This is a genomic window from Neobacillus niacini NBRC 15566 (assembly GCF_001591505.1).
Taxonomy (GTDB): domain Bacteria; phylum Bacillota; class Bacilli; order Bacillales; family Cytobacillaceae; genus Neobacillus; species Neobacillus niacini.
Genome location: NZ_BCVA01000030.1, coordinates 19002 through 38183, shown reverse-complemented (window position 1 = coordinate 38183; position 19182 = coordinate 19002). Strand labels below are relative to the sequence as shown.

The 19182-nt window shown below is 38.4% G+C and carries 17 protein-coding genes; all 17 read right to left on the bottom strand.

Annotated elements, in window-relative coordinates; translation table 11 throughout:
- Positions 1–120: 120 nt before the first annotated feature.
- The 17 genes from dpaB to BANA01_RS19325 all read right to left on the bottom strand — a co-directional run bounded on the left by dpaB (position 121) and on the right by BANA01_RS19325 (position 19106).
- Positions 121–720, bottom strand: a complete 600-nt coding sequence (dpaB, locus tag BANA01_RS19405; protein ID WP_063254323.1) for a dipicolinate synthase subunit B — start codon at positions 718–720, stop codon at positions 121–123.
- Positions 717–1619: a dipicolinic acid synthetase subunit A gene (gene dpaA, locus BANA01_RS19400; RefSeq protein WP_063254322.1), complete on the bottom strand. Its 903-nt coding sequence runs from the start codon at positions 1617–1619 to the stop codon at positions 717–719. The genes dpaB and dpaA overlap by 4 nt, the downstream gene beginning before the upstream one ends.
- Before the next feature lie 165 nt (positions 1620–1784).
- Positions 1785–2039 (bottom strand): YlmC/YmxH family sporulation protein, encoded by a 255-nt coding sequence (locus tag BANA01_RS19395; protein ID WP_063254321.1) that lies wholly within the window; start codon positions 2037–2039, stop codon positions 1785–1787.
- Positions 2040–2142: 103 nt separating this feature from the next.
- Positions 2143–3381 (bottom strand): M16 family metallopeptidase, encoded by a 1239-nt coding sequence (locus tag BANA01_RS19390; protein WP_063254320.1) that lies wholly within the window; start codon positions 3379–3381, stop codon positions 2143–2145.
- A 70-nt stretch (positions 3382–3451) separates the two neighbouring features.
- Complete coding sequence (locus tag BANA01_RS19385; protein WP_063254319.1) at positions 3452–4399, bottom strand: polysaccharide deacetylase family protein; 948 nt, start codon at positions 4397–4399, stop codon at positions 3452–3454.
- Positions 4400–4665: 266 nt separating this feature from the next.
- The gene (gene pnp / locus BANA01_RS19380; RefSeq protein WP_063254318.1) at positions 4666–6792 is read right to left on the bottom strand and encodes a polyribonucleotide nucleotidyltransferase; all 2127 of its coding nucleotides are present in this window, start codon (positions 6790–6792) and stop codon (positions 4666–4668) included.
- A gap of 226 nt (positions 6793–7018) precedes the next feature.
- Entirely contained in the window at positions 7019–7288 is a 270-nt protein-coding gene (gene rpsO, locus BANA01_RS19375) for a 30S ribosomal protein S15 (protein WP_063254317.1), read from the bottom strand.
- A gap of 138 nt (positions 7289–7426) precedes the next feature.
- Complete coding sequence (gene ribF / locus BANA01_RS19370; protein ID WP_063254316.1) at positions 7427–8365, bottom strand: bifunctional riboflavin kinase/FAD synthetase; 939 nt, start codon at positions 8363–8365, stop codon at positions 7427–7429.
- A gap of 31 nt (positions 8366–8396) precedes the next feature.
- Positions 8397–9317 (bottom strand): tRNA pseudouridine(55) synthase TruB, encoded by a 921-nt coding sequence (truB, locus tag BANA01_RS19365; RefSeq protein ID WP_063254315.1) that lies wholly within the window; start codon positions 9315–9317, stop codon positions 8397–8399.
- A gap of 60 nt (positions 9318–9377) precedes the next feature.
- Positions 9378–9749: a 30S ribosome-binding factor RbfA gene (gene rbfA, locus BANA01_RS19360; RefSeq protein WP_063254314.1), complete on the bottom strand. Its 372-nt coding sequence runs from the start codon at positions 9747–9749 to the stop codon at positions 9378–9380.
- Positions 9750–9765: 16 nt separating this feature from the next.
- Positions 9766–10047: a DUF503 domain-containing protein gene (locus BANA01_RS19355; RefSeq protein ID WP_063254313.1), complete on the bottom strand. Its 282-nt coding sequence runs from the start codon at positions 10045–10047 to the stop codon at positions 9766–9768.
- Entirely contained in the window at positions 10044–12317 is a 2274-nt protein-coding gene (gene infB / locus BANA01_RS19350; protein ID WP_063254312.1) for a translation initiation factor IF-2, read from the bottom strand. Before infB ends, BANA01_RS19355 begins: the two co-directional genes overlap by 4 nt.
- A gap of 19 nt (positions 12318–12336) precedes the next feature.
- Positions 12337–12639, bottom strand: coding sequence for a YlxQ family RNA-binding protein (locus BANA01_RS19345; RefSeq protein WP_063254311.1), 303 nt, complete (start codon positions 12637–12639; stop codon positions 12337–12339).
- The gene (gene rnpM / locus BANA01_RS19340) at positions 12636–12920 is read right to left on the bottom strand and encodes an RNase P modulator RnpM (RefSeq protein ID WP_063254333.1); all 285 of its coding nucleotides are present in this window, start codon (positions 12918–12920) and stop codon (positions 12636–12638) included. Before rnpM ends, BANA01_RS19345 begins: the two co-directional genes overlap by 4 nt.
- 18 nt (positions 12921–12938) lie before the next feature.
- Complete coding sequence (gene nusA / locus BANA01_RS19335) at positions 12939–14060, bottom strand: transcription termination factor NusA (RefSeq protein WP_063254310.1); 1122 nt, start codon at positions 14058–14060, stop codon at positions 12939–12941.
- Positions 14061–14100: 40 nt separating this feature from the next.
- Positions 14101–14571, bottom strand: a complete 471-nt coding sequence (gene rimP / locus BANA01_RS19330; RefSeq protein ID WP_063254309.1) for a ribosome maturation factor RimP — start codon at positions 14569–14571, stop codon at positions 14101–14103.
- 212 nt (positions 14572–14783) lie between these two features.
- Entirely contained in the window at positions 14784–19106 is a 4323-nt protein-coding gene (locus BANA01_RS19325; RefSeq protein ID WP_063254308.1) for a PolC-type DNA polymerase III, read from the bottom strand.
- Between the last annotated feature and the right edge of the window lie 76 nt (positions 19107–19182).

The window sequence follows — 19182 nt, the reverse complement described above, 5'->3', positions numbered from 1 at the left end:
AAAGGTTAATATAAATTCTCATCAGTGAGATAAAAGTATCCCACTGATGATTGAATTAATTATAAATATATTAACATATTCCTCGAAAGAAATAACCATATTTGATGAAAGGAGTATGAATTAGTCTGTATCCTTATATCTTTCCACTAACACAGGTTGAATTTGCCGGCCTTCAATAGCTGCTTCCACTGTTTCCATTAGCATAGGCATTCTCGCAACCATGGAGTTTGGCTTCTTGATTGGATCGTCTTGCCCGTACGGGATAAAAAATATATTTTTTGTTGCCATCAATCTCATTAAGTTTACTCCATTTAATCCCAAAGCATCATTGGTTGAGATTCCTAGGACCACCGGTTTTAAATTTCTCAATGTCGCTTTTGCAGCCATTAAAACTGGGCTATCATTCATTGCGTTTGCAAACTTGCTCATTGATACACCTGTCATTGGTGCTATAACCATACAATCTAAGGGGATTTTTGGACCTAATGGCTCTGCTGCAACGATTGAATCTATCGCTCTGTTTCCTGTTAAATCCTCAATCCTCTGAATCCAGTCCTCACCTTTTCCGAACCGAGTTTCGGTATTTTTTACTGTAGCGGTGACGACCGGTAAAACCTCCGCTCCAGCTTGAACTAATTTTTCAATTTCTGGGAATACAGCGTCATACGTACAGTGGGACCCCGTTAATCCAAAGCCTATTTTTTTTCCTTTTAAACTCATTTTATTTTCCCCTTTCGCTTGCTTAAATCATCTTGAAGCAATTGGGCCAGAACATTAGCTAGTATTTGACCAGCTGTTTTTGGCGCGACAATTCCAGGTAATCCTGGTGCAAGAAGTGCTTTTATACCTCTTTTTTCTGCATATCTAAAGTCTGTTCCACCAGGCTTTGAGGCTAAATCAATAATCAGAGTATGAGCAGGCAATTTTGAAATAACAGAAGCACTTACAATCTGTAACGGTATTGTATTGATTAAAATGTCAGTATCTTTAACCTCTTTTCCTAAGTCGTTTAGATGAAAAGGAGTTAAACCCATCTCTGTAATCCTAGCAAGATGTTCACTCTTCCTTGCACCAACCTTTACCTTCGCTCCTAGTGCATGGAAGGTTCTTGCCACACTCATTCCACATCTTCCCAGCCCTAATACGGCAATATTAGAGCCATGAATTGTGAAATCTGTATGCTGAATTGCCATCATAATTGTTCCTTCTACTGTCGGAATAGAATTGTAAATGGCCACATCGTCCCTTTCAAAAAGCTGCACAAGTTGACGATTTGCTTCCTTCGTAATACCATTTAAATAATTATTACTAATTCCGGAGTAAACGGTACAATGATCAGGTGTTTTCTTAAGCATTTCGGCCGTCAAAATGACCTTTTCATTGGAAAAAATCGTTTCCACATATCCTTCTAAATTTGTACCGGGTACCGGTAAGATCACCGCATCCATATTTGAAAAATCGACTTCATCCAACTTTTCCTTAACAGCGCCTGTGAACGCGTGGTCAAGCTGCTCGAAACCAATTAATGATAATCTGGCATCTAACTCGGTTAACTTCCGGATAATTTCCAGCTGCCTTGCATCTCCACCGATCACTGCTATCTGCATCCCTGTCAGCATGAAATCATTCACCTTCTTTTCAAAAAATCCAATCAGGAAGTTTTTTTACTCTTATCACTTCAACATCTTATGTAAGTATGAATAAATCTGTGAGTTTTCCATCAACAGATATATAAAAAAGCCCAAGCAAAATTTTACATTGCTTGGGCTTTTAAGACATTATTCCTATTTTTCTTGTTTCTCTTCTTGTACATCAATAATAATCATATCGGAGCCTATCTTTTTTATATGCTGCCATGGAACTCTAATTTCTCCGCCTTGTTTTCTAAATCCAAACCATTTTAATGAGGATGGAATCAGCAATGCTTGAATCTGGCCAGTATTTTCATTGATTTCAAGATCTGTTTGACCAAGAACCCCCAATCGCTCTGCTTTTTTGACATCCACTATTTCTTTTCCGCTTAATTCACTTAACCTCATGTGAATGAACTCCTCTCTAAGCACTCTTTACTATATGTTTATCGATGGAAGTCCAAATTTAGACTAAAGAAAAAAACAGTTCTGGTATGAACTGTTTTTTCTTTTATCTTAAACCATTCGGTAATTCGCCGTCCGGACTGATCAAGGAAACGGAATACTTGTTTGTAAAGACCGATGTCGCCATTCCATCTACACTTTGTTTTGTTACTTGGTCAATTTGCTCAATAATTTCATCAAGTGAACGATGGCGCTTCAATAATAACTCGTTTTTCCCATTTCGGCTCATCCTGCTATTTGTACTTTCTAAACTTAACATTAAACTTCCTTTTAATTGCTCTTTACTATTAATTAACTCTTTTTCTGTAATTCCATCTTGTTTTAATTTATCGAGAGTTTCTTGAATGGTTTCAAATAACACATCCAGCTGCTTCGCACCTGTTCCTCCATATACGGTTACCACCCCATTATCCTGGTAAGCGGAATGATAGGAAAATACAGAGTATGCTAGCCCTCGTTGTTCACGAACTTCTTGGAACAATCTGCTGCTCATACTGCCGCCTAAAATGTTATTTAAAATAATTAAGCTGTAGACATCTTCATGACCAATCTTTAACCCTTCGAAACCGATACATAAGTGTGCTTGCTCGGTTTCTTTTTTGCGTGATAATCGATTGGAATGGAACGTAGGAATATTCTCAGTGATGGCACTTTTCCCGCCTTCATACGAACCAAAGTACTTTTCAACTTCCTTGATAAAAGACTCAGATACATTTCCAGCAATTGAAATTACCACGTTTTCAGGTGTGTAATGATTGTGAATATATTCTTTAAGAGTATCTCCAGTGAAGGTATTTAGTGTTTCCTCTGTGCCTAAGATTGGATATCCTAGAGGATGGTCGCCATAAATAGCCCTGCTGAGTAAATCGTGGACAATATCATCTGGAGTATCATCATACATCTTAATTTCTTCTAAAACGACATTTCTTTCTTTATTTAATTCTTCTTCAACAAATGTTGAATTGAAGAACATATCAGCTAAAACATCTAAAGCAAATTGGGCATGTGTATCGAGAACTTTTGCGTAGTAACAAGTGTACTCCTTTGAGGTGAAGGCATTTACTTGCCCTCCAATACTATCAAAGGATTCAGCAATTTCTTTCGCGGATCTTGTTGTGGTTCCTTTGAAAAACATATGTTCTAAAAAGTGTGAGATTCCATTTGTTTGGGGATTTTCATTTCTTGAGCCAGTGCCAATCCATACTCCTATTGCTACGGATCTTACTGTTGGAATATTTTCTAATACAATTCTTACTCCATTTTTGCAAGAATATTTGTTTATCATCAAAATCCTCCTATCGATAGAAAAGCGGAAACATTGGTATCTTTCATTATTATCTGGATTCCTGGTTTTTTTATTTCATAATTCTTTCTTCACTCATTAAATCGCTTACAGTACCTATTTTTAATCCCTTATCCTCGATAAGTGAAATTAAACGATCTAATGATTTGGCAGTCGATGCCGTCGGATGCATAAGCACCATAAAACCATTATCAATTTTAGAAATAACACGATTGATTAGTTGGTCAGGTGTAGGCTTTTGCCAATCGATTGTATCAACTGTCCACATAACGGTCTTCATATTTAATTCAGAAGCTATTTTAACGGTTTCGTCCCTGTAACTGCCGCTGGGAGGAGCAAACCAACTACTTTTATTTCCTGTAGCTGCTTCAATTACTTCATTTGTTTTCACCAATTGCTCTCTTGTCTCGGCAGCGGTAATTCTTTTCATGTCAGGGTGTGTATAGGAATGGTTCCCAACTTCGTGACCTGCACTTACAATCATTTTGGCCAAGTCAGGATTATTTTTTACCCATCTTCCCTCGAGGAAAAAACTTGCCCTAACTTGGTGTTGTTTAAGTACCGCAAGCATTTCAGGTAAATATTCATTTCCCCAAGCTACATTTATAATGAAGCTGACCATTGGTTTATCAGGGTGTCCCCGATAAATCGGAGATGGTGACAAATCCTTAAGATGGACGGATGGTTGAGTTTGTTTATATACTAATTTTTTTTCATCAAAAATACCGCTCTTCTTCATATTTTTATATGACGCTTCAATATCGACAGTTAACCCATTATACCCTGGGATAGCTTTCCACACTCGATCAATCTTAGCATTGGAAGGCGGTATTTCATATGTAGAAGCCTTTTTTATTATACTTTGATATAGCGGATTTTCTTGCTTTACTGCGGTTACGAAGTTCCCTTTAAGTGAAGCTATATATGTATCTACAAGTGGATTGTTAACAGAAAACCACGCTACAAGTAATAAGCAAACAATCAATCTTAACTTCTTCATTTACCTTCCCCCTTCATACAGAATATATGAATAAAGGGGACAAGGTAGAACTAAAAGCGGAGGAGCCTTGAACAGGGGCGACAGGCATAAGACGAGCCGGCATGAAGGTTGCTTTTTAACCTTCTTGCCGGATTGGCTTATGACCCGAGCCCCTAGGCGCCGGAGCTAGATAGAACTAAAAGCGGAGGAGCCGTAGCTAAATAGAACTAATATGGAAAAAGTCAGGGTTCCCCCTGACCTTTCTATACATTCCTAGTGAAGCAGCTTTATTGTTTTTCCGCTGCTTTCTCAGCCTTTTCACGTTGTTCCTTTAATATCGCCTTACGTGATAAGTTTACACGTCCTTGTTTATCGATTTCAGTAACTTTCACTAAAATTTCATCACCGATTGCAACGACGTCTTCAACCTTGCCAACTCGTTCCTCGGCCAATTCAGAAATATGGACCAATCCATCTTTCCCTGCAAAGATTTCAACAAATGCTCCGAATTTTTCAACTCGTTTCACCTTACCAAGGTACATTTGGCCAACTTCAACCTCACGTACAATGTCTTCAATTATTTTCTTTGCCTTTTGGTTCATTGCCTGGTCGGTTGAAGCAATAAATACAGTACCATCTTGTTCTATATCAATCTTAACACCAGTTTCTTCAATGATTTTATTGATTTGCTTACCACTTGGTCCAATAACATCACGAATTTTATCTGGGTTAATTTTCATAGTTAAGATTTTTGGCGCGAATTTTGAAAGTTCACTTCTTGGTTCAGAAATAGTCGCCAGCATAGAATCAAGAATATGCATTCTACCCTTTTTAGCCTGCTGAAGTGCTTCTTCAAGAATTTCACGAGAAAGCCCTTTAATTTTAATATCCATTTGAAGTGCAGTTACACCCTTAGCCGTTCCAGCAACTTTGAAATCCATATCGCCTAAGTGGTCTTCCATACCTTGAATATCAGACAAAACAGTATAATGTTCACCAGATTTAACAAGACCCATCGCAATCCCAGCAACCGGGGCCTTAATTGGTACACCAGCATCCATCATCGCAAGGGTACTTGCACAGATACTCGCCTGAGAGGTAGATCCGTTAGATTCAAGGACTTCAGAAACAAGGCGAATCGTATATGGAAAGTCCTTCTCAGAAGGTACAATTGGTTCCAATGCTCGCTCACCAAGAGCACCATGTCCGATTTCACGACGGCCAGGTCCACGGATTGGTCCAGTTTCTCCAACACTAAATTGAGGGAAATTGTAATGATGCATAAAACGCTTTTCTTCCTCAATGCCTAAACCATCTAGTATTTGCACATCACCCATAGCTCCTAATGTACAGATACTTAATGCTTGAGTTTGTCCACGAGTAAACAACCCTGATCCATGTGTCCTTGGTAAAATACCTATCTGTGAAGATAATGGACGTATTTCATCGATTTTCCGACCATCTGGACGAATCTTTTCAACGGTAATTAAACGACGAACTTCACCTTTGACAATTTTATCTAAGATTTGTTTTACCTGTTTCATGTCATCGTCTGTTGCCTCATTCTCCTCGAACTTAGCAATTACACGATTCTTTACTTCTTTAATGGCATCCTCGCGGGCATGCTTTTCTTGAACCTGAATAGCCGTGACCATATCTGCTTCGCACATTTCTCTCACTTCAGCTTCAAGGTCTTTATCAATTTCGTAAAGAACTATTTCCCTTTTTTCCTTACCAGCCTCAGCCATAATCTTCTCTTGGAATTCAATTAAGCGTTTAATCTCTTCATGTCCATACATGATAGCTTCGAGCATTACTTCCTCTGAAACTTCATCAGCACCAGCTTCAACCATGTTAATTGCGTCTTTTGTCCCTGCAACAGTTAAATGAATGTCGCTTTTTTCAGCTTGTTCTACTGTTGGATTGATGACAAACTCTCCACCCACTCTTCCAACGATAACACCAGCAATTGGTCCCTCAAATGGAATGTCAGATGTACATAGAGCTAATGATGACCCAAACATTGCTGCCATTTCAGACGAGCAATCTTGATCCACACTCATAACAATGCTGATTACTTGTACGTCGTTACGGAAGCCATCTGCAAAAAGTGGACGAATAGGGCGATCAATTAAACGACTAGCTAAAATTGCCTTTTCACTCGGACGGCCTTCACGTTTAATAAATCCTCCAGGTATTTTCCCCACCGCATATAATCGCTCTTCATAGTTACATGTTAAAGGAAAAAAGTCTAAGTTTTTGGGTTCTTTTGAAGCAGTAGCAGTACTTAGAACTGCCGTATCTCCATAACGGACCATTACGGCTCCATTTGCTTGTTTGGCTAGTTGTCCAATTTCAACGGTTAATTTACGACCAGCCCATTCCATGGAATATTCATGTTTCGTTTGTTCCATATTGTTACCCCTCTCTATCTAAATCACTTTAGAGAATAATGCGAAATAATATCGCTCTAATCATCTAATATAAAAAAAGCGTTTAAGCTTATATTATCAATACAAATATACTTATAGTATGCTCAAATTTTTGCGACTTAAAATATGTATATATATATTTATCTTGCACTAGGGATTATCTTTTTTAAACCTAACAAAAAAGCGGGAAAAATCCCGCTTCTTTTGATTATCGACGAAGTCCTAGCTTATTGATTAATTCACGGTAACGTTGAACATCTTTATTACGTAGGTACGTTAAAAGATTACGACGCTTACCAACCATTTTCAACAGACCGCGACGTGAGTGGTGGTCCTTCTTATGAGTACGTAAGTGCTCATTCAAATTGTTGATTGATTCAGTAAGGACAGCGATTTGAACCTCTGCAGATCCAGTGTCGTTATCATGAGTTTTATACTCAGCGATTAGTTCGTTTTTACGTTCTTGTGTGATTGCCATCCTATTCACCTCCTAATTTTACTATCCCCTGTTACTGAGCAAGCGTCGGTGACTCGACTTGCCAAGCAAAGGTTATTTTTAATACGTTAATAAGAATACAACGTTTTACGACAAAATGCAAGTTAATCGCTAAAAAAGCTATTTATTAAAGTATTTTATCGCATTCTGTTTATCCTTTTCAATTTGTGTAACTAGTTCTTGGATTCCTGAGAATTTTTGTTCTTTTCTTAGGTATTGATGCCATTCAATGATTACTTCTGAGTCGTAAATGGTTTCTTCAAAGTTGAAGATATGGACTTCTACAGAGATCCTCAGCGCGTCATTATTAAACGTTGGTTTGTAGCCAACGTTGCATACACCTTCGTACCAGTTTTCATCTATTTCAATTTTTACGGCATAGACACCGGTTGGGGGTAATATATATGCATCCTTCGTATCCACATTTGCGGTTGGAAATCCGATTGTCCTGCCTCTTTTATCTCCGTGGACAACGATGCCGGCTGTTGAATAGAATCTTCCGAGTAATTCCGGAAGCTCGACAGTTCTTCCATTTTTTATATATTGACGGATGCGAGTAGAACTTACTTTTTCATCGCCACTGGTGTATTTTTCAACAATGGTGAAGGTGAATTTTTCTCTCGAATGGAAAGGTAAAATTTCCATGGTTCCTTTCCCCATACGGCCATAAGAGAAATCAAATCCGGCTACGACATGTTTTACATTTAAATCTATAACATACTGATCGATAAATTCTTGCGGAAGAAGGTTTGCAAAATCACCAGTGAAATGGACGATAAAAAGGTAATCGATGCCTAATTCCTCAATTAAAGTAATTTTATCGCTTAACGGTGTTATATACTGAACATGCTTTTCATTCTTGCCTAAAACCACCGATGGATGAGGGTCAAAGGTCATAACTGCGGAACTTAGTCCTCTTTGATCGGCTTGTTTTTTTGCTTCAAGGATCACCTTTTGATGACCAAGATGAACACCGTCAAAATATCCAAGTGCCATTGATAGTGGAGGTATTTCAGTTTTATTTATATTTAATGGAAACTCTAGCTTTATTACTTCCAATGAAACTCACCTTTTCTTGACCGTAACCTTTTTAACCTTGTTCATTACGCAAAACTTTAACAGGTTTAAGAAGCCCTGGCTTGTTCGGGTGTACCGAATAGATGGCTAGAGCTCTTCCTTCTTCTGTTTCAGCGATAATAGGTCCGTTACTGTTTTTTAAGTGTTCTGGTATTGGCAAAAGTGCGCCATTTTTCACTTTCTCTGCTACTTTATCATTTATTATGTATTTCGGCAAATGAGAAAGTGCCATTTCTAATGGCCGTAAAGATGAAGAAATTGTCCCCATCTCCATTAACTTTTCAATTTGCTCAAATGTCAGACAATCATCAATGTTAAATGCAGCTGATTGCACTCTGACTAAATTTGACATATGTGCAGGATAACCAAGACTTTCGCCAATCATAACCGCTAATGTCCTGATATAGGTACCTTTACTGCAGCTTACTCTAAATCGAAATGAGATCGTTTCTCCTGAAAACTCTTCTCGATCATCAAGCAGCTCTATTGAATAAATGTTCACCTTTCTAGTCGGGCGTTCTACTTCAATCCCTTTCCGGGCATATTCATAAAGACGAGTGCCTCCTACTTTTACAGCTGAATACATCGGAGGAGTCTGTTCTATTTCACCTGTTAAAGAATCAAGGACCTGAAGAATTTCTTTTCTGCTAATGGTACCTTCAATTTTCTTTTCCTCCACTTTTTCGCCAGAAGCATCCTCGGTTGTTGTGGAATAACCAATCGATACTTCGCCTTCATAACTTTTTCCTGCGTCAGTTATATATTCTGCAACTTTTGTTGCCCTGCCTATACAAATAGGAAGAACTCCGGTTACATCTGGATCCAGTGTTCCAGTATGACCGACTTTTTTCGTTTTTAATATTTTCCTCAGTCTGAATACACAATCATGCGACGTCAGTCCAGCGGGTTTATATAAAGGTAATATTCCCTCCACCTTTGGTCACTCCATTTCTATTTTGTATCGAAAAAAAAGGATAGACAATTGTCTATCCATTTATTCTTCTTCATTTTTTTCCATGCTTCTTTCTTCATGGTGCAATTGGTGAATGAGAGAATTGATTCGATTTCCATAATCCATTGATTCATCCCATTCAAAAAGGATCTCAGGTGTTTTGCGTAAACGAATACGATGTCCGATTTCAGTTCGGATAAAACCTTTCGCCTTTGCAAGACCTTTAAGAGTGTTTTCCTTTTGCTCTTCATCGCCCAAAACAGAAATATATACTTTTGCTTGTTGTAGATCTCCTGATACTTGAACGTCTGTAACTGTCACAAAGCCGATCCGAGGATCTTTAATTTTTCGACCGATGATGTCACTTAGTTCTTTCTTCATTTGTTCTCCAACACGATTTGCTCTGTGGCTCATCACTTCACCTCTTAACTTAAAGCCATTCTACATCGGTGATTGTTCTTTCTATTTCAGGAAAAGAATCAATAAATTTAAGTGCATTTTGCAGTTCCAGTTCAGTCATTACCCGATTGGATGTTACAGCAGCAATGGCTATTTTCGTCCTTTGCCAAACATCCTGATAGTCAACTTCTGAAACCGATACATTAAATTTTTGTTTTAACCTGGTAAGAATTCGCTGCAAAACCGCACGTTTTTCTTTTAAAGAATGCGCATCGTAAATAATACATTCACAAACAGCGATACCTACAATCATTTACGCTCTATTTCTTCCATTACGTATGCTTCAATAATATCTCCTTCTTTAACATCATTGAAGTTCTTAATGGTAATACCACATTCATAACCTTGTGAAACCTCTTTGGCATCATCTTTAAAACGTTTTAATGCATCGATATTTCCTTCAAAGATGACAACACCATTACGAATTAAACGAATTCCGCTATCACGAGTAATTTTACCGTCAGTCACATAAGAACCAGCAATGGTTCCAACCTTTGAAACTTTAAAGGTTTGACGAATTTCCGCTTGACCAATTACTTTTTCTTTAAATTCAGGATCAAGCATACCTTTCATAGCAGCTTCAATTTCTTCGATTACTTTATAGATAATGCTGTGTAGACGAACATCTACCTTTTCCTGTTCAGCTGCACGCTTTGCATTCACATCAGGACGTACGTTAAATCCAATTACAATCGCGTTTGAAGCTGAGGCTAGTGTAATATCCGACTCATTGATGGCACCTGCACCACTATGAATAATTCTGATATTTACACCTTCAACATCAATTTTTTGCAGGGAAGCAGCAACGGCTTCAGCCGAACCTTGAACATCAGCTTTAAGGATGATATTTAAATCCTTCATCTCGCCTTGCTTTAGTTGTTCAAATAAATTATCTAGGCTGACAATTGATTTTTCACCACGTTGAGCTGCCAGTGCTTGTTGCGCACGTGCTTCTCCAACTTGACGAGCTGTTTTCTCATCGTCAAATACGACAAAACGGTCACCAGCTTGTGGAACATCACTTAAACCTGTGATTTCAACAGGTGTAGAAGGTCCAGCTTCTTTCACCCGGCGTCCTAGGTCATTTACCATTGCACGAACACGACCATATGTGTTTCCTACAACAATCGGATCACCGATCTTCAGTGTACCGTTTTGAACGAGCAAAGTAGCAACGGATCCGCGGCCTTTATCTAATTGTGCTTCAATTACGGTTCCAACTGCTTTACGGTTAGGGTTTGCTTTCCATTCTTCCACTTCACTAACAAGAAGAATCATTTCCAACAGATTATCGATTCCTTCTCCTGTTTTTGCGGAAAGTGGAACAAAGATTGTATCTCCGCCCCATGCTTCAGAAACTAATCCATGCTCAGTAAGTTCCTGCATAACACGGTCAGCGTTGGCAGCCTCTTTATCCATTTTATTAACAGCAACGATAATTGGAACTTCTGCAGCTTTGGCATGGTTAATCGCCTCAACTGTTTGCGGCATAACACCGTCATCAGCAGCTACTACAAGGATTGTGATATCTGTAATTTTCGCACCACGTGCACGCATTGTTGTAAAAGCAGCGTGTCCCGGTGTATCAAGGAATGTTATCTTTTTCCCATTTTCAACAACTTGGTAAGCACCAATATGCTGGGTAATTCCACCTGCTTCACCTTCCGTTACCTTTGTGTTACGAATGGAATCAAGCAAAGTTGTTTTACCATGGTCAACGTGACCCATAATGGTTACAACGGATGGTCTTTCCACTAGGTCTTCTGGTGCGTCTTCAGTGAAATAAACTTCAAGATCTGTCGTATCGATCTTAACTTCTTCCTCGACCTCAACACCATATTCACTTGCAATTAATTCAATCGCGTCTTTATCTAAGACCTGGTTAATTGTTGCCATTACGCCAAGTAAAAAGAGCTTCTTAATGATTTCAGAAGGTTCGCGGTAGATTTTTTTTGCAAGTTCGCCTACAGTTAGAGATTCACTAAAAGTAATTTTAGCTGGAAGCTCCTTGACTTTCTTAACCTGAGGCTGTGCTTGCGGAACCGGTGTATGGTTCTTTTTCCGGTTGTTATTATTATTGCGATTTTGATTATTATTATTAAAAGGTTTTTTATTTCCTTTTCCTGCACTAAAAACTTTATTTTCCTTAGATTGGAATTGTTGACTATGTTTTTTACTGTCAACCGCTTTTGGTGGAGATACTACTTTCACCTTGCTAGGAGTTGTCGTCTTAGAGTCGTCATCCTCAAAGGCTTTTGGGCTTGTTTTACTTTGCACTTGTGGTTTAACTCCCTGCTGATGTGGTTTCTGATTCTGGCGATTTTGCTGTTGCGGTCTCGCTTGCTTTTGTTGTGGTTTGCTATCATTTTTATTATAGGTTGCGTCTAGCTTAACAACTGCCGCATCCTCAATCGTTGCCATATGATTTGAAACCTCTATATTCATTTCTTTCAACTTGGTAATTACATCTTTACTTGAAATATTGTGTTTTTTTGCATACTCATAAACACGTATTTTACTCATATTTTCACCCCCGCTAAAATTAATCGAGCAACGTCATCAATTTTTTTGCAAATCCATCATCCAGTACAGCTACAACAACGCGGGCTTCTTTGCCAATCGCTTGGCCCAGAAGGTGGCGATCTTCCACTAGTTTATATGGAACTTGGTATGACTTACATTTATCTGTAATTTTCTTTGTCGTATTTGCAGATGCATCTGCCGATAAAAGTACGAGCTTTGCTTTTCCGCCTCGTATCTCCTTAACAGAAAGCTCCTCACCCGATATGATTTTCCGTGCTCGATTTGCTAAGCCAAGTAACGACATCCATGGATGTGTATTCATATGGATTGCCTGTTATCCTTTTCTATCAATTCCAAAAGTTCCTCGTATAAGGTTTCACTTATCGAAACTTCTAAATGATTAGAAAGGATGTTTTTCTTCTTGGCTAGTAGGACCGCTTCCTTGTCCTTTGAAAGGTATGCACCTCTGCCCGACTTTTTTCCAGTTAAGTCGATAGATACTTCCCCTTCTTTTGAGCGAACGATGCGAACGAGTTCTTTTTTCGGCTTCATTTCGCCGGTTGCGACACACTTCCGCATAGGAACTTTTTTACGATTGTTCACGATCATTCACCTCACTTCTTATTCCTTTTCATCTTCATCATTAAAGTCTACATCAACTTGATCATCAAAAAGTCGAATCATTTCCTCACGTGGATAGATTCCTAATTCACGTGCTTCGGTTTCTGATTTGATATCTATTTTCCAACCGGTCAACTTTGCAGCCAAACGGGCATTTTGTCCGCGCTTCCCAATTGCCAGTGAAAGTTGATAATCTGGTACAACGACTGTGGTAGCTTTTTCAGATTCATTCACCATGACATCTAATACTTTAGAAGGGCTTAAAGAATTCGCAACAAAGACGACAGGATTATCGGACCATTTAACAATATCGATTTTTTCACCCTTCAATTCATTCACAACAGCTTGAACCCTTGTACCTTTTGGACCTACGCAAGATCCGACTGGATCAACTTCATTGTTATCCGAATGAACAGAAATTTTCGAACGGTCTCCTGCTTCACGAGCTACTGATTTGATCTCAACTGTCCCATCATATATTTCTGGAACTTCTATCTCGAACAATCTTTTAAGTAATCCAGGATGAGTACGTGATACGAAAATTTGTGGACCTTTCGTAGTCTTCTCAACCTTCGTAATAAACACCTTTATACGGTCATGTGGCTTATACCGCTCATTTGGCATTTGTTCATTAACAGGGAGCAAAGCTTCAATTTTTCCAAGACTCACATAAATAAACTTTGAATCAAGTCTTTGAACAATTCCGGTCATAATATCTTCTTCACGGTCAATAAATTCAGAATAAATGATGCCTCTTTCAGCTTCCCTCACTCTTTGGGTAACAACTTGCTTGGCTGTTTGGGCTGCAATTCTTCCAAAGTCCTTAGGAGTTACTTCCATTTCAACTACATCTTCAACAGCATAATTAGGGTTAATGTTTCTGGCATCTGTTAATGATATTTCAAGACGAGGGTCAAAAACTTCATCCACTACTTCTTTTCTGGCAAAAACACGCATGGAGCCTGTTCCCAGATTTAAATCAATTCGAACATTTTGGGCTTGATTAAAATTGCGTCGATATGCCGAGATCAGTGCGGCTTCAATCGCATCGATTAAAACATCTCTAGAAATGCCCTTTTCTCTTTCTAGTATTGTAAGAGCATCTAATAATTCGCTGCTCATTTGATCATATCCCCCTATCTTTCATATATATTATCTTTTATTATGAAAAAATAACTGCTAGCCTTGCACTAGCCACTTTTTCAAAAGGAATCTCGATGACTTTTTTACGGGTTTTGATTTTGATTTCAACCTTTACTGTCTGCCCATCATAATCAAGTAACTTTCCTTCAAATCCTTTTTCACCGTCAATAGGTTCGTATGTTTTAATGAACACATTTTTACCAATTGCCTTTTCGAAGTCCTTCGCCTTTTTCAGGGGTCTTTCTGCACCAGGGGACGAAACCTCAAGAAAATAATTTTGGGTTATCGGGTCAAGCTCATCGAGTTTTTCACTAAGCCGTTCACTGACAATGCCACAGTCCTCAATATCAACACCGTTTTCCTTATCAATATATACGCGAAGAAACCAATTTTTCCCTTCTTTAACAAACTCAATTTCCACCAATTCTAATTCTAATTCTTTCAAGATTGGCTGAGTTAGCTCTTCTACTACTTCCGTTACTTTGCTCATGTTTAACCTCCTTTACCGACATTTTCACCCATATTATACGTATTTCACGGAAAGTTTTATCAATAACTCTGTAAAATTGTCCAATACAAAAACGAAAGAGCGGGTTTCCCCACTCTTTAACACGAGAGTATTTCTTAGTATTTCCAATAAAACTATACCATAACCAAATTTTATATGCAAACCGAAAGGCATTAGATCAAGGTTTTTACTATTTAGAATAAGGATAGCTGATTTTGATCTGGTAAAGATCCTAGACAGCCTTGCTTATCTAAATATTCTAGTATAGTTTTTGACACTTTACCACGTTGCTGTAAGTCCTCTTTAGATAGAAATTCTCCATCTTTTCTTGCCTTTACAATGTTATAAGCGGCATTTGTTCCAAGCCCTGGTATTGAATTAAATGGAGGGATTAATGAATTTTCTTCAATAATAAACTCAGATGCATCGGATTTATATAAATCATAGTTTTGGAAAGAAAAACCCCGTTCCACCATTTCAAGGGCCAACTCGAGAACAGTTAATAGGTTTTTTTCCTTATTTGACGCTTCAAGGCCTTTTGCATTTATTTCCTCTATCTTTGCACGAATCGATTCAGAACCTCTTGTCATTACCTCTAAATCAAAATCTTCTGCACGAACCGTAAAATAGGCAGCGTAATATAAAAGCGGCAAATGAACCTTGAAATAGGCAATTCTAACAGCCATCAATACATAGGCCGCTGCGTGGGCCTTAGGGAACATATATTTTATCTTTTTACAAGAATCAATATACCATTCCGGTACTTCGTTACGACGCATTTCTGCTTCCATTTCTTCTGAGAGTCCTTTCCCTTTACGAACTGACTCCATTATTTTAAAAGCAAATGATGGTTCTAGTCCCTGATAAATAAGGTAGACCATGATATCATCACGACAGCCAATAACTTCACTCAGATTACAGATGTTGTTATGGATTAATTCTTGTGCGTTACCGAGCCATACATCCGTTCCATGTGACAGACCGGAAATTTGGACAAGTTCAGAAAAAGTTGTAGGTTTTGTATCTTCTAACATTTGGCGGACAAATCGTGTACCGAATTCAGGAATCCCAAGGGTACCTGTTTTACACATAATTTGCTGTTCCGTAACACCTAATGATTCAGTTCCACTAAAAATTTTCATTACTTCTGGATCATCTGTTGGAATCGTTTTTGGGTCCATTCCACTGAGGTCTTGCAGCATTCTGATTACGGTTGGATCGTCGTGACCAAGTATATCAAGCTTTAAGACATTATCGTGAATGGAATGGAAATCAAAATGTGTTGTCTTCCATTCAGAGTTTCTATCATCTGCAGGGAACTGTATTGGTGAAAAGTCATAGACATCCATATAATCAGGAATAACGATAATACCACCTGGATGCTGACCAGTTGTTCGTTTTACACCTGTACAACCGGAAGCAAGTCTTTCTATTTCCGCTCCGCGTAATTGTAAATTATTGTCCTGCTGATATGCTTTCACATATCCGAAAGCTGTTTTATCTGCTACTGTTCCAATCGTACCAGCTCGAAATACATTGTCTTCTCCAAAAAGAACCTTCGTGTAGTTATGAGCACGCGGCTGATACTCACCGGAGAAGTTCAAGTCGATATCGGGAACCTTGTCCCCTTTAAAACCAAGGAAGGTTTCAAAGGGAATGTCATGTCCGTCTTTTCGGTATTTACCTCCACATTGCGGACAGTCTTTATCTGGTAAATCAAATCCTGATCCAACAGAACCGTCATTGAAGAATTCCGAATGCTTACAGGTTGGACAGACGTAATGAGGGGGCAATGGATTCACTTCGGTAATTTCCGTCATTGTTGCAACAAAAGAAGAACCTACAGATCCACGTGATCCAACAAGATATCCATCATCCAGGGATTTTTTCACTAGTTTATGGGAAATCAAGTAAATAACAGCGAAACCATGGCCGATGATGCTTTTCAATTCTTTTTCAAGGCGTGCTTCTACGATTTCTGGAAGCGGTTCTCCGTAAATCTTCTTTGCCATCGAATAACTCATTTCGCGCATTTCTTCATCTGCGCCTTCAATCCTTGGCGTGTATAAGTCATCTTTAATCGGCTTAATGACATCAATCATATCTGCTATCTTGTTTGTATTGGTAATAACAATTTCCTTCGCCTTTTCTCCTCCAAGGAAAGAAAACGCTGCAAGCATTTCATTGGTTGTTCTAAAATGGACATCAGGTAATTTGTGACGATTTAACGGGTTTGCTCCACCTTGTGAATTAACTAATATTTTTCGGTAGATCTTATCATTCTCATTTAAATAATGTACATTACCCGTTGCAACGACCGGAATACCTAATTTATCGCCAAGTTTTACTATATTCCCAATGATATCTTCAAGTGCCTTTTCATCACGAACTAGTTCCATTTCAATCAATGGAGCATTTACTTCCTTCGGCATAACTTCAAGGTAATCATAGAATTGCGCCGCCGCTTCCACTTCATCAGGGGATTTTTGCATCATTCCTTCAAAAACTTCCCCTTTATTACAGCCGGAACCAACAATAATCCCTTCTCTGTATTTTTGTAGGACCGACCGTGGCAGTCTTGGTACTCTATAAAAGTATTCAATATGTGAAATGGATACGAGTTTAAATAAGTTCTTTAAACCAACTTCCGTTTGCGCAAGTAACGTACAATGATACGGACGTGCACGTTGATAGGCATTTCCTTTCCCCATGTTATCGTTAAATTGATCGTGGTATTCAATCCCTTTTTCTAATGAGTCCTTAAGCATTTTTAAGAGTAAATACCCGGTAGCTTCTGCGTCGTATATAGCTCTATGGTGCTGTGTTAATTCGATATCAAACTTTTTGGCTAATGTATTTAAACGATGATTTTTCAGTTCTGGATACAGGAATCTACCTAGCTCTAGGGTATCAATAACAGGATTTTTTGCCTTTTCTAGTCCTATATTTTTATACCCAACATTAAGGAAACCCATATCGAAAGAAGCATTATGAGCAACAAGGATTCCGTCTCCTACCCACTCATGAAATCTTTGTATTACTTCTCCGACTTCAGGAGCATTTTGCACCATATCATCAGTAATTCCTGTAAGGTTTATCGTGGTTGCCGATAAACGATGATGCGGATTCGCGAATGATTCAAAGCGATCAATTATTTCCCCGTTTTGAATTTTAACGGCAGCTAATTCAATGATCGTATCGTACACTGCTGATAGACCCGTGGTTTCAACGTCAAAAACAATAAATGTATCTTCTGCTAATAACCGATGGACATCATTATAGGCAATCGGCACACCATCATCCACAAGATTTACTTCTACACCATAAAGAATTTTAATATCATTTTTCTTTCCTGCACCATAAGCTTCAGGGAAGGATTGGGCAACAGCATGGTCAGTAACAGCAATCGCTTTATGTCCCCACTTTTTTGCCTGAGCTATCAGCGTCCCTACAGGAGTAACTGCATCCATTGAACTCATAGGAGTATGAAGATGGAGCTCTACACGTTTTTGATCCTCTGGAGCTGTATCTTTACGACCCTCTGGTTTGATTTCGTTTATATCATTTCCAATCATGACTAAATCACGTACAAAGGTATCATTTTGAATGCTGCCTCGTACCCTTACCCACATACCTTTTTTGACGAGCTGGTAAAGGGCTGCGTCTTCTTTATCCCGTGAAAACATTTTAACCATGAGAGAACTTGTGTAATCCGTAACCTTAAAGGTTAAGAGCGTACGGCCACTTCTTAACTCTCTTGTCTCTGCGTCAAAAATAAACCCTTCTACTGTGACTCTTCTTTCTTCATCCACTATATCAATCATGTTTCGCAGGTCTGAATCATCCTTAATTGTAAGACCAATTGAGAGTGGACCTTCAGAAACTGCCCCTCCTGCATCCTTCTCCGCTTCTTTCTTTTGTAAATCAGCTAAGGCCATGAGTCCGCGTTCTTGATCTTCTTTTTGTTTTGCTAATAAAAATTGTTGGTATTCGTCATTTTTCTCTACATTATTAATGTCCGTTTCAACTGTTAAACTCGGAAATCCGAACGATTGGTAGAGGTCGGTAATCATCGTGCCATATTTCTTCTTTAAGGCCATACCTTCCGTCTCATTGCGTACTGAAATGGTTACCTTATTACCACTAACAGTCGGCACTTGTTCATTCAATAATTTTAGCATTGGCGGAGAGATACCATCGATTTGTTGAATACTATGATTCCAATACTCTAGAAGTAATTCTGGATGAAAGCTTTGATCTTCAACTTTTAAATCATAGGTAATATTAGCTATATTTGAGAATTTTCTTTCAAGTTGAGTAGTAAAACGAAGATACAAACTATAAGGAAGAATTTTTTCTAGTAAAAATTGAAAATGCCATTTTCTTGCCTTCTTTTCTACAATAAATCTCTCAATTTGTGCATTTTGAAATTGTGCTACAACAGCGTCCTCTATTAATTCTAGTTGCTGGAGCAAGAGTAAGAATCGCTCTTTTTTGCCAGAGGCATGTTCGCTCATCATTCCCTCTCCCATCTATATAAATCTTTTAATGTAACTATTATCAAAAAGTAATTATATCATATGATACATAATC